Annotated in this window: 9 protein-coding genes, 1 tRNA gene and 1 pseudogene; 8 read left to right on the forward strand and 3 right to left on the reverse strand. The window is 66.9% G+C overall.

Annotated elements, in window-relative coordinates; all coding sequences use genetic code 11:
- Positions 1 to 3: 3 nt before the first annotated feature.
- On the forward strand, positions 4 to 336 hold the full coding sequence (locus ACFXHE_RS40920) for a hypothetical protein (RefSeq protein ID WP_354841288.1): 333 nt from the start codon (positions 4 to 6) through the stop codon (positions 334 to 336).
- A gap of 151 nt (positions 337 to 487) precedes the next feature.
- A complete protein-coding gene (locus ACFXHE_RS40925) occupies positions 488 to 910 on the forward strand; it encodes a hypothetical protein (protein ID WP_379390629.1) in 423 nt (140 codons plus the stop codon).
- Between the two features lie 71 nt (positions 911 to 981).
- Here the strand turns inward: ACFXHE_RS40925 and ACFXHE_RS40930 are convergent.
- Positions 982 to 1,055: transfer RNA gene (locus tag ACFXHE_RS40930), tRNA-Gly, on the reverse strand.
- Between the two features lie 298 nt (positions 1,056 to 1,353).
- On the opposite strand from ACFXHE_RS40930, the gene ctaD reads away from it, so the two are divergent.
- From ctaD to ACFXHE_RS40945, 3 genes are all read left to right on the forward strand, one after another.
- Positions 1,354 to 3,108, forward strand: coding sequence for a cytochrome c oxidase subunit I (gene ctaD, locus ACFXHE_RS40935; protein WP_379390631.1), 1,755 nt, complete (start codon positions 1,354 to 1,356; stop codon positions 3,106 to 3,108).
- 118 nt (positions 3,109 to 3,226) lie between these two features.
- On the forward strand, positions 3,227 to 3,799 hold the full coding sequence (gene dcd, locus ACFXHE_RS40940; protein WP_354841295.1) for a dCTP deaminase: 573 nt from the start codon (positions 3,227 to 3,229) through the stop codon (positions 3,797 to 3,799).
- A gap of 181 nt (positions 3,800 to 3,980) precedes the next feature.
- Positions 3,981 to 5,387: an Hsp70 family protein gene (locus ACFXHE_RS40945; RefSeq protein ID WP_379390634.1), complete on the forward strand. Its 1,407-nt coding sequence runs from the start codon at positions 3,981 to 3,983 to the stop codon at positions 5,385 to 5,387.
- 119 nt (positions 5,388 to 5,506) lie between these two features.
- Here the strand turns inward: ACFXHE_RS40945 and ACFXHE_RS40950 are convergent, their stop codons facing one another.
- Positions 5,507 to 5,956 carry a hypothetical protein gene (locus tag ACFXHE_RS40950; RefSeq protein WP_379390636.1) on the reverse strand — a complete coding sequence of 150 codons (450 nt, stop codon included), beginning with the start codon at positions 5,954 to 5,956 and terminating at the stop codon, positions 5,507 to 5,509.
- 256 nt (positions 5,957 to 6,212) lie between these two features.
- Here ACFXHE_RS40950 and ACFXHE_RS40955 point away from each other — a divergent pair, with 256 nt between their 5' ends.
- From ACFXHE_RS40955 to ACFXHE_RS40965, 3 genes and pseudogenes are all read left to right on the forward strand, one after another.
- On the forward strand, positions 6,213 to 7,574 hold the full coding sequence (locus ACFXHE_RS40955) for an XRE family transcriptional regulator (protein ID WP_379390638.1): 1,362 nt from the start codon (positions 6,213 to 6,215) through the stop codon (positions 7,572 to 7,574).
- A 67-nt stretch (positions 7,575 to 7,641) separates the two neighbouring features.
- Positions 7,642 to 8,901, forward strand: coding sequence for a pyridoxal phosphate-dependent aminotransferase (locus ACFXHE_RS40960; protein WP_379390644.1), 1,260 nt, complete (start codon positions 7,642 to 7,644; stop codon positions 8,899 to 8,901).
- 587 nt (positions 8,902 to 9,488) lie between these two features.
- A pseudogene (locus ACFXHE_RS40965) lies at positions 9,489 to 10,781 on the forward strand (YibE/F family protein); the annotation flags it as partial.
- Positions 10,782 to 11,301: 520 nt separating this feature from the next.
- Here the strand turns inward: ACFXHE_RS40965 and ACFXHE_RS40970 are convergent.
- Positions 11,302 to 12,063, reverse strand: a complete 762-nt coding sequence (locus ACFXHE_RS40970; protein ID WP_379390640.1) for a copper homeostasis protein CutC — start codon at positions 12,061 to 12,063, stop codon at positions 11,302 to 11,304.
- Positions 12,064 to 12,357: the final 294 nt, after the last annotated feature.

Consider the following 12,357-nt stretch of genomic DNA (forward strand, 5'->3'; position numbering starts at 1 on the left):
CCAGTGCGCATTTCCTTGTTGGCCGCCGCGCTCGTCGCGCTTCCCCTGCTGGCCGCGTGCGGCGGCAGCGGCGACAAGCCCGCCGATGTCACCCAGGCTGATGTGTCCAAATCCCTGCAGGCCGGTGGTCTCGAAGCCAAGTTCGCCGACTGCGCCGCGAAAGTCTTCGTGGACCAGGGTATTTCGCAGGACGGACTGCGTCGCATGATCAAGAACGACGCCAAGTCCGGCAATGTGACGGACATGGAGTCGGCCGGCATGAGCAAGGACGACACGGACAAGGCGCAGGCCGCGGCCACCAAGATCGTCACCGCCTGCATGCAGTCGGCGCAGTAGCGCTGCGGTCACCGCGGTAGCGCGATCGTCACCGCGTTCGCCAGTGGCCTTGGTGGCCCGCGGTTTTCGATCTCCGCTTGTTAACTCCCGGGTGCCGGTGTGCAATCTCAGAATCGACCGGGATCGGCCCGGCGTCCGGGAGGGATCACAAATGCGGAAATCCGTCGTCGTGGTGGCGCTGCTGGCGCTGCCGCTGCTGTCCGCGTGCAGCAATGACCAGCAATCGGCCACCCCCGCCACCACGACCGCGCCCGCGGTGACGGCGACCTCGGCGGCCGCGACCAGCGTGTCCGGCGCGCCCACCACCTCGGCGGGGGCGGCCACCAGCCCGGGCGGCAGCGCGCTGACCGCCGAGCAGATCTCGAAAGCCTTGCAGGACAAGGGCAAACTCAGTCAGCAGACCGCGGACTGTGTGGCCAATGTCTACCTTCAGGAAGGCCTGTCCGACAGCGGCATCCAGAAGATCATCGACAGCGCCAACGGCACCAACCCGGCCAAGGTCAGCCTCGGCACCGAGGATCTGATCAAGGCGGGCAAGGCCACCAAGCGAATCGCCACGGAGTGCGTCAAGTAGTGCGATGACATGCGGAAAGTCCTGCTGTGGCATGTGAAAGGCCCCCGTCCGATGGACGGGGGCCTTTCACATGGAGCCGGTGACGGGAATCGAACCCGCAATTCGACCTTGGGAAGGTAGCGTGTTGCCACTACACCACACCGGCGCGGTCCTGCTTGCGCACGCGACTCTATCAGACCACTTCTCGCCCGGCGCAACTTCTCGGATCTCCTCGCAGGTCGCGGGCGAGTGAGCGCGGGTGTGTCCGGCCCCGGCGGTTCCCCGTGTCGGGGCGACGCGCCGAAGATCGCGGAGCTCTTTCGCCGAAGCAGCTGGTTCCGCCTACGGGCGGTCGTAGACTGGCCCGCAGGGTCGAAAACCCGTCCACCACAGGAAGTTTGGATGCGCTGAACGTTAGCTGAAGCGTGCGCTCGGTGCTCCTGCTCGGCGGTCGAGGAGGACGTATGACCGCGGTGCCCGCTCGTGAAGTTCCCGAGCTCGAACCCGTGCGGCCATTTCCACGGCGGATGGGACCCCAGGGGTCGTATCTGTGGAAGGCCATCACCACCACCGATCCCAAAATGCTCGGGAACATGTACCTGTTCACGGCCATGGCGTTCTTCCTGGTAGGCGGCCTGATGGCGCTGCTGATGCGGACGGAGCTGGCGCGGCCGGGCATGCAGTTCCTGACGCCGGAACAGTTCAACCAGCTGTTCACCATGCACGGCACCATCATGCTGCTGTTCTATGCGACGCCCATCGTCTTCGGATTCGCCAATGCGGTGCTGCCGCTCCAGATCGGCGCGCCGGATGTCGCCTTTCCGCGGTTGAACGCGCTCAGCTACTGGCTCTACCTGTTCGGGGCCACCATGGCGACCGCCGGATTCATCACGCCGGGCGGCGCGGCGGACTTCGGCTGGACCGCCTACACCCCGCTCAGCCTGGCCGAACACGCACCGGGCGTGGGCGCGGACCTGTGGATCATGGGCGTCGCGGTGTCCGGCGTCGGCACCATCCTGGGCGGGGTCAATATGATCACCACGGTCATCTGCCTGCGCTGCCCCGGCATGACCATGTGGCGCATGCCCATCTTCACCTGGAACATCCTGGTCACGAGTGTGCTTGTGCTGCTGGCGTTTCCGATCCTCACCGCGGCGCTCATGGGCCTGGAGGTGGACCGGCACCTGGGCGGGCACATCTACGACTCGGCCAATGGCGGGGCCATCCTCTACCAGCATCTGTTCTGGTTCTTCGGGCATCCCGAGGTCTATATCGTGGCGCTGCCGTTCTTCGGCATCGTGACCGAGATCTTCCCGGTGTTCAGCCGCAAACCGCTGTTCGGCTACACCACGCTGGTGTACGCGACGCTGGCCATCGGCGCGCTGTCCATCGCGGTGTGGGCGCACCACATGTACGCGACGGGATCGGTGCTGCTGCCGTTCTTCTCGTTCATGACCTTCCTCATCGCGGTGCCGACGGGAGTGAAGTTCTTCAACTGGGTCGGCACCATGTGGCGCGGTCAGCTGACCTTCGAGACGCCCATGCTGTTCTCGGTGGGCTTCCTGGTGACATTTCTGTTCGGCGGGCTCTCGGGCGTCATCCTGGCCTCGCCGCCGCTGGACTTCCACGTCTCGGACACGTATTTCGTTGTGGCGCATTTCCATTACGTGCTGTTCGGCACCATCGTGTTCGCCACCTTCGCCGGCATCTACTTCTGGTTCCCCAAGATGACCGGGCGGCTGCTGGACGAACGGCTCGGTAAACTGCATTTCTGGACCACGTTCCTGGGTTTCCACACCACGTTCCTGGTGCAGCACTGGCTGGGTAACCAGGGCATGCCGCGCCGCTACGCGGATTACCTGCCGAGCGACGGATTCGCCACGCTCAACACCATTTCCACCATCGGCTCGTTCATTCTCGGATTCTCGATGGTCACGTTCGTGTGGAATGTCTTCAAGAGCTACCGCTACGGCGAAGTGGTGACCGTCGACGACCCGTGGGGTTACGGCAATTCCCTGGAATGGGCCACCACCTGCCCGCCGCCCCGGCACAACTTCTATGAACTGCCGCGTATCCGCTCGGAGCGCCCGGCATTCGAACTGCATTACCCGCACATGGTCCCCCGCATGCGCGCCGAGGCCCACGCCACCTGGGGACTGCGCAAACCGAAACAGGTCATCGAGGTGTCCACGCCGGAAAACCCGCCGGTAGAGCACTGAAAGTTCGCAGCCCCTCTCGTTCTGGACTGAGCCGAGCGACGGAGGAGCGGAGGGAGGGAAGAACGAGACCTTGGGGGCCGCGAACCGCCCGGAGCGAAGCGGAGGGCAAAATGGCACAGTGCTGCTTAGTGATCGCGACATCCGTAAGGAAATCGCCAATGGACGTCTCGGGGTCGAGCCGTTCGACGAGAAGCTGGTGCAGCCGTCGAGTATCGATGTGCGGCTGGACAGTCTCTTCCGGGTGTTCAACAACACCCGCTACACGCATATCGATCCGGCGCAGCGGCAGGACGAGCTGACCACCCTGGTGGAACCCGCCGAGGGGGAGCCGTTCGTGCTGCATCCCGGTGAATTCGTGCTCGGCTCCACGCTCGAGGTGTGCTCGCTGCCCGACGATCTGGCCGGCCGGCTGGAGGGCAAGTCCAGCCTGGGTCGCCTGGGCCTGCTGACCCATTCCACCGCGGGCTTCATCGACCCCGGATTCAGCGGGCACATCACGCTGGAACTCTCGAATGTGGCGAATCTGCCGATCACCCTGTGGCCCGGCATGAAAATCGGGCAGCTGTGTCTTATCCGGCTCACCAGTCCGGCCGAGCACCCGTACGGCAGTGCCGCGGCGGGCTCGAAATATCAGGGTCAGCGGGGGCCGACGCCGTCGCGGGCCTATCTGAATTTTCCCGTGTCCAAGTGAGTTGCATTACGGGGTAGCGGTTTCGACCCGGCGCCCGGCGTAATTCGGCCGCTGCCTGGACAGTTGACCGTCGTCCGTGGCGCGAATACGCCGTCCGATGGGCGGGTACAGCGGGTGTACGGATGGCCCGGTACGTCGTAAGGTGGCGACGACGGGTGTGTGTCGACGAGATGGGCAGCGGATGAGTTCGGTTCTGGGAGTTTCGGTGGGGGCGGGCGCGGTTCGCGTTGCACGTCCGTTCACCGGCGATTCCGCCGAACAGGCCGCACGCAATTTCGGCGCGCCCCCGCAGCAGCGATACGCTCGGGCACGCAGCGGATTCGACGGCCCGCCGGACGCGTTCGACGTGCAGGCGGTGCCGGTCGGCGAACGCCGGGTCGACGAGCTGGTCGCCGACGCCGTCGGGGCGGTGCTCGCCGCGGATTCGCGGATCAGCGCCACCGCCATCGCCTACCGGGACGAGAATCACGCGCGGGCCATCAGGGCCGAGCTGGCGCGGCGGCAGTTCACCAATTACGAGCTGGTGCCCGACGTGGTGGCGGCACTGGAATTCCTCGAATACTCCGGGGAGCTGCAGGGTTTCGGCACCGTCGCACTCTATGACCTAGGCGCGTCCGGGTTGTCGGTGACGGTTGTCGATACCGGCACCCGGCAGGTCTGCTTCAGTGAACGCACCAGCGATATCAGCGGCGACTACCTCGACGCGCTGATCCGCGAACAGCAGATCGCCTCCGGGCGGATCGCTCATCCGCCGGACCACACCGGGCTCATCGCGCTCGACAAGCTCTGCCGCGAGGCCAAGGAGCAGCTCTCCAGCAGCAGCGCGGTGGCACTGCCCTCCACCGAGGGCCTGGTGCTGCTGTCGCAGGAGAACTTCGAGGCCCTCATCATGCTGGCCGTCGAATCCTCCGCTCGCATGACGCGCGATGTCATCCTGCGCTCCGAGCAGCCGGTGCAGGCGGTCGCCCTGCTCGGCGGCTGCGCCCAGATTCCGCTGGTGGCAAAGGTTTTGCGACGCTGGCTGGGCGTCCCCGTCATTGTCCCGGCCGCTCCCGACACCGTGGTCACCCGCGGCGCGGCCATGCTGGCCCGCCCGGTCCTGCACCGGCCCGCACCCGCGCCGTTCCCCACCGCCCCGCGCGAGGACGCCGTACCCACACCCCCGGAGCCCAGCCAGTCCTGGCCGGCTCGCCCGGGTGCGGCGGAGAAATTCGGCCGCCGCCGCGAGGTCAGCCTGGCCGGCGTCGCCGTCGGCGCGCTCGTCGTGGTGGCCGCCATCGGCATCACCCTCGGCTGGGGATCCCAAGTCCTGACCCATGATTCGCAGCGCCAGGACGCCGTCACCAGCTCGGTCCCGGCCAGCACCACCCGCCCCTCCACCGAACCCGCGGTCGCGTCGCCCACCACCACCGACGCCACCAACGAGTCCCTGGCCGCACCCCAGCCCCACATCTCCACCACCACCACCGAGGCCCCCACCACCACGCCCGGCCCGAACACCATCACGATCATCCCGGGCCTCCCACCCGTGGTCGTCCCCACGCTGCCCCCGCTCTTCCCGCCTGCCCCGCCCCAGCAAGCGCGCTGACGTCCTTCGCTCCCCGTCGAGCCCGAAAGCCGTTGTGGGCCAAACCCATCGAAAAGAGCCGAGTCCGCCCCGTCGACTGCCAGTAGGGGCGGACTCGGTGGTGCGAGGACCGGCTGCGTTCAGTCCTCGCTTTCCGCTCCCACCGCCAGAGCTGTCGTGATGATCGCCGACAGGGGTGGGAGTTTGGAATCACGTGCGGGTGGCGTCACCCAGTGGCAGCCCTCGCGCGTCCAGCGGCCGAGGCCGGTGGGGAGCATGACCGCGCTGCCGATGGCCGGAATGCCGATATCGAGCCGGTTGAGCGCCATCATGATCTGTTCGCCGGGCCGCGAATCCGGTTCGGCCAGAAAGCTCCAGCGAATCTGCCGGGCCAGCATGGGCCCGCCGCGGCGCTGCTGTTGCAGTGCGCCGCGCACCATTTCGGCCCGCGCGACCGGGAGGTGCACCACCCCGATCTGCGCGGTGACGGGAAGCATGACGAATCCGCCGCGTTCGATGACCGGCAGCCCGAACTCGTGCCGGTAGTGGGAAACCCAGTCTTCGACTGTTCTGAGCCTGTCCGCGTTCACGTCCCCGCCTCCTTCCCCTGGTCACCAGGGTCGCGTGCCGGGGGCCACGGTGAGAACGCCCGCACACCCGCCTTCCGCTGCCTTTCCGCCGCCACTATCACCGGTGCGTATAACGCCTGGTACCGAGAAGGTTTCGGATGTGGTCGCGGCCACTTTCCGCTCGTACCCTGGAGTTCGGAGTTCGTTCGGAAGGGATGGCACCGTGGTCCGGCACTGGTCAGGCAAAGAGGCCCGGGCCCTCCGCGATGCCAAACGCATGAGTATCCGGGAGTTCGCCGCCCACCTGGGTGTGCACGAGCGACTGGTCTCGAAATGGGAGGCCGGGGGCGATCGGGTGCATCCCCGCCCCATCAATCAGGCCGCCCTCGATACTTCCCTTGCCAGGTCCGACGATGTTGTGCGGGCACGGTTCGCGGCCTTGATCGACCAGCCCTTGATCGACCGCCCCGCCGTTCCCGGTTTCGATGTGCGCCAAGGCGGTTCCGAGTCTCGGAGCGGGATGCCGGCGCAGGCCAGTTATTCCAGCGACGCGGAACTGCTGGCACTCGTCGATACGGGTGCGATGAGGGGCGATGCGTTAGCGGCGATTTCGGAGAGGGATCTGATCATGGCGGCTGCTCACGAAGCAAGCGAGCACGCGGGGAGGGCCGAGGGCACCAATGTGGGTGCGACCCTGCTGGAACAGCTCGATGCGGATGTCACGCGCATCGCCAACGATTACGTACACATGCCGCCGGTGCCGATGATGGTGGAGATGCTGCGGGTGCGGCGTCGGGTCTACCGGTTGCTGGAAGGCCATCAGCGTCCGTCCGATACGGCGCACCTGTACCTTTTGGCGGGTACCCTGTCCGGTCTGCTGGCGAATGCCAGTACGGATCTGGGCTATTTCGACGCGGCCGGTGAACAGGCAAGGGCCGCTTGGGCTTACGCCGAACTGTGCGAGCACGATCCGCTGCGCGCCTGGACCCGCGGCATGCAGGCGCTCATCGAGTACCGGTCCGAGCGGCCGCGCCGCGCGGTCCTGCTGGCCCAGAGCGGCCAGCGCTATGCCGAATCCGCGACCTCGCGGGTGCGGCTGCTGAACATCGAGGCCCGCATCTGGTCGCGGCTGGGCAGCACCGCCGACACAGAGCGCTGCATCCGTGCCGCCGACGACGCCCGCGACAGCGAATCCAGCGACAACCTGCACGACGACGTCGGCGGCGTGTTCGGGTTCAACCAGCCCAAGAGCCACTACTACGCCGGCGCCACCTATATCCATCTGGGCCAGGCCGAGCCCGCCCTGGACGCCACCAGCCGAGCCATCGACCTGTATGTGAACGGCCCGACCGACAAGCGCTCCTACGGCGCGGAGTCGCTGGCCCGGGTGGACAATGCGGCCGCCCACCTGATCAACGGCAGCCTCGACGGGGCCGCCGCCGCCCTGGAACCGGTGCTGGAGCTGGACGAGGACAAGCGGATCGCGCAGTTGGAGGAACGGCTCAGCGCGGTGCGCCAGCGGCTGGCCGGCCCGGAGTTCCGGGACGCCGGTGAAGCGCAGGACCTGGACGAGCGGATCGAGGACTTCTGCGGCTCCACCGCCGCTAGAAGCGTGCTGCCGCCCGATACCTCGAGGTAGCCGCCCCGCTACCGTCCGGTAGCCCTGCGCTGGACACGAAGAAACCTGGTTGCGGGCGAATGGCACCATTAACGGGGTGAGCCCATCGAGTCACCTTCCGCACCGGTCCCCCCGCGTCCTGGAACAGTCCACCAAACTCCAGAACGTGCTCTACGAGATCCGGGGTCCGGTACACGCACACGCGGCACGGCTGGAGGCCGAGGGGCACCGGATTCTGAAGCTGAACATCGGCAATCCCGCGCCGTTCGGATTCGACGCGCCCGACGTCATCATGCGCGACATGATCGCGGCGCTGCCCTACGCGCAGGGCTACTCGGAGTCCAAGGGCATCCTGCCGGCGCGGCGGGCCATCTTCACCCGCTACGAATTGGTGCCCGGCTTCCCGGAATTCGATGTGGACGACGTCTACCTGGGCAACGGCGTCTCCGAGCTGATCACCATCGTCATGCAGGCGCTGCTCGACAATGGCGACGAGGTGCTCATCCCCGCACCGGACTATCCGCTGTGGACGGCCATGACCTCGCTCGCGGGCGGCACCCCGGTGCATTACCTGTGCGACGAGTCCAATGGCTGGCAGCCGGACATCGCCGACATGGAATCCAAGATCACCGACAAGACCAAGGCGATTGTCGTGATCAACCCCAACAACCCCACCGGCGCGGTGTACTCCGCCGAGGTGCTGCAGCAGGTGGTGGACCTGGCCCGCAAGCATCAGCTACTGCTGCTGGCGGACGAGATCTACGACAAGATCCTCTACGACGGCGCCAAGCACGTCTCGCTGGCGACGCTCGCCCCGGACCTGCTGTGCCTCACCTTCAACGGCCTGTCCAAGGCGTACCGGGTGGCGGGCTACCGCTCCGGATGGCTGGTCATCACCGGTCCCAAGGATCACGCGGGCGGCTTCCTGGAGGGCATCGACCTGCTGGCCTCCACCCGGCTGTGCCCGAATGTGCCTGCGCAGCATGCCATTCAGGTGGCGCTGGGCGGACATCAGAGCATCGACGACCTGGTGCTGCCGGGCGGGCGGCTGCTCGAGCAGCGGGATGTGGCCTGGGAGAAGCTCAATACCATTCCGGGCGTTTCGTGCGTGAAGCCCACCGGCGCGCTGTACGCGTTCCCGCGGCTGGACCCGGAAGTCCATGAGATCCACGACGATTCGAAGCTGGTGCTGGATCTGCTGCTGCAGGAGAAGATCCTGATGGTGCAGGGCACCGGGTTCAACTGGCCGCATCACGATCACTTGCGCATCGTCACGCTGCCCTGGGCCCGCGATCTCTCGGTCGCCATCGAGCGATTCGGGAACTTCCTCGCGAGCTATCGCCAGTAATTCCAGCCGGAAATTCTCGATCACCGGGTACGCGCGGGGTACGCTGGGGTACCGGCGCGTCTTCGCGAATACCCGGTCTGACCTGTGGTTATTCGGTCGTGTCCGCCTGTGGACACTCCTGCTCGGGGTGGATGGCGCGGGTGAGACCCTGGTTAAAACAAACCGCTGGTACGAAAAAGTTGGGTTTTTAGAGACTTAGCTAGCGCAAAGAACCGTCTTTTGTGTACAGTGGTCCTCGGCACTCAGGTGCCCGGCCGGACCGCCTACCCCCCCTGGGCCGTCCGGCCCTGGTTAGCCGGCCTACCCCCCCTGGGCCGCTGACCCGGGCGGCGGAGACATCCCCCTGCTCTCCGCCGCCCCTCCCACACTCTCCCGCCTCCCCGGGCCTTTGGCGGACGTCTTGGAGCCGTTGCCGGTTTCGCATCCGTGCCTGCGTTGGGAGCTGAGATGATTTTGGGGGTACCCGGTGAGTTACCCCGAACGTTGCGAAATCAGTTGTCGCCTCGGGGATCGGGAAGGAACCTTCGTCTGACGGGCGGGGAGAACCTCTCAGCATGTCAGGAATGGTTTTCGTTTAGGCTCTGCGGGTGAGCGATCACCAGCACTCTCATCATCACCATCACGACCACTCCGGGCCTATTGCTATCGGGACCAATGCCGCACGCGTTGTCGTCGGGCTATTGGCGGTGATCGGGGTGGCGGTGGTTGTCGGGCTGGTTTGGCTTTGGCCTAGTTCTCAGCACATCGATATTCCGTTGCCCATGCAGAACGGGGGCGGGGGTGCGGTGCACTCCGAGGCGGGGACCGTGGTGAAGCAGGATCTCGGGCCGTGTGGGGATGTGTCGAACGGGAAGGTCTTCACTGTTGAGCCGGAGTTGCTCGCGGCGGCTCAGCGGCAGTGTGCGCGGAGTGTGATCTCGATCGATTCGGGGGCAGACAAGGGGAGTTGGACGGTCTTCGTCAATTCGCCTACGCCGGATCAGCCGAATTTGAGTGTGGGGGACAAGATTCGGATTGTGCCGCAGGCAGCGCCGAAGACGCCGCAGGATCCGGGTGGGGCGACGCTGTACTCGTTCGATGATTTCGCGCGTGGGTTGCCGTTGAGCATCATCGGGATCGTTTTCGCGGTGGTCATCATCGCGGTGGCGCGGTGGCGGGGGTTGCGGGCGTTGATCGGGCTCGTCATTGCGTTCGGGGTGCTGGTGATGTTCCTGCTGCCGGCGCTGCTGGACGGGAAACCGGCGATACCGGTGGCGTTGGTCGCGGGGGCGGTGATCCTCTACTCCGTGTTGTATCTGGCGCACGGGGTGAATTTGCGCACCAGTTCGGCATTGCTGGGGACGCTGACCTCGATGGTGCTGGCGGCGGTGCTGTCCTGGGTGTCGTTGAATGTCACCCATCTCACCGGGTTGTCCGAAGAACAGAACACCAATGTCGCGGCGTATATCCAGCACGTGAGCATTACCGGGCTGCTGCTGGCCGGATTCATCATCGGCTCGCTCGGTGTGCTCAACGATGTTACCATCACGCAGGCCTCGGCTGCCTTCGAGCTGGCGGCGCTGGACCAGAAGGCCAACCGCCGCAGCATCTTCTCCGCGGCCATGCGGGTCGGCCGGGACCATATCGCCAGTACCGTCTACACCCTGGTGCTCGCCTACGCCGGTGGGGCGCTGCCGCTGCTGCTGCTGTTCAGCGTGGCCGGGCGGCCCATACGGGACGTGCTGACCGGCGACGCGGTGGGCATCGAGATCGCGCGGTCGGCGGTCGGCGGTATCGCGCTGGCCCTGTCGGTGCCGCTCACCACCGCCATCGCGGTGCTGCTGGCCCGGCCGCTGGGCGCCAAGCCTGCCGAGGTGCGCGCGGGTGCGGGCGCCAAGCGGACGCGAAGTGCGGGGGCGCAACGGAATACGCCGCGCCGCGCGGGTGGGCCGCGCACCGGATCCCAGCCCGCGATGCGTCGTGCCGGCGGCCCGCGCACCGGCGAGTACCCCTCGGGATCGCAACCTGTGGTGCGCCGAGGTACTCAGCAGAGCGGACCGTACAGCGGGGAGCAACAGGCCGTACCGAGAACCGGTGCGCAACAGCGGGATTCGTGGACCGGGGAACAGCCCGTGGCGCGAATCGGCGCCCAGCCCGGTGTGTCCGGTGGGAGTGAGCAGACGACGGTGCCGAGAACCGGTGTGGTGCAGCCGAATCCGAATCCGCCGGAGGAGCGGCAGTACACGACCTCGTCGTGGTTCAATCCGAGCGAGCCGTGGTCGGATTCGGGAACGCGGGGCCAGGCCCGGCAGCCGGATCAGGGGTGGCAGCAGGATCAGGGCTTCTCCGATGATCAGGGGTGGCCGCCCGAGCCGCCGCGTGGCGGACGGCACTCCCGGCCCTGATTCTGGGCGGCGACCGTCAGTGTGTGTTCCGCGCCGCCTCACAGAGCGCCGATACGCCGTCGGCGTCCGTGACGAAATGATCGAAGCCACTGGGCACTCCGAATTCGGCGAAGGAGACCTCGGAGTCGGACTGCGGGCGGCCGGGCACCGGAATGCGCACGGCCGCATGCAGATCGCGGGTTCCGGTCAGCTCGATCACCCGGCGGGCATTGTCGGCCCGCAGGCCGCCACAGGCCATCACGTCGATGCGGCCGTCGGCCAGCGTCACCAGCCGGCCGATCAGGGCTGCGCCGTCCAGCACCGACTCCTGGCGGCCCGAGGTGAGCAATCGGGTGAAGCCCAGCTCCAGCAATTGGTCGAAACCCGCATACGGATCCGCGCACACATCGAACGCGCGGTGGAAGGTGACCTCCAGCTCGTCCGCGGCGGCCAGCAGCTCGGTATTGGCGGCCGGATCGACATGGCCGTCCTCGTCGAGGACGCCGATCACCACCCCGTGCGCGCCCGCCGCCCGCACCCGCTCGATATCGGTGCGCATCAGCGCCACCTCGTCGGCCGAGTAGCGGAAGTCGCCCGGCCGGGGCCGGATCAGCACGTGTACCTGGGTGTGCCCCGCCGCCTCGACCGCCGCCTCGATGAGCGCCGGCCCGGGCGTGAGTCCCCCGACCGTCAGCCCCGTACACAATTCCACCCGTGCGGCCCCCGCCTGTTCGGCGATCCGGACCCCGCCCAGAGACTCCACCCCGATCTCGACCCGCACCGCCCGCGCATCCGTCATACCTTGCAGTATGGCGAACTCCGGCCCGTCATGTTGCCTGAGATTAGCCAACGGGTTGCGAATGGCCAGTGAATTGCCGCCGCAGCGCCCGCCGAATCGGCGGCGAACGGGCTGGTACGCGGCGGGAACGACGAAGGCGGCGCTACCGTGTCGGTAGCGCCGCCCTCGTCAATCAGGTTCGGCCGCCCGCTGTTTCGGGCCGGGGCCTAGTTCTTCCGGCCCGGCGCCTTCATCCCCGACTTGAAGCCGAGGCCACCCGGCTTGGCGGCCGGCGGCTTGGCCGCGCCATTGCCC

Source organism: Nocardia sp. NPDC059229 (assembly GCF_042754165.1).
Lineage (GTDB): Bacteria > Actinomycetota > Actinomycetes > Mycobacteriales > Mycobacteriaceae > Nocardia.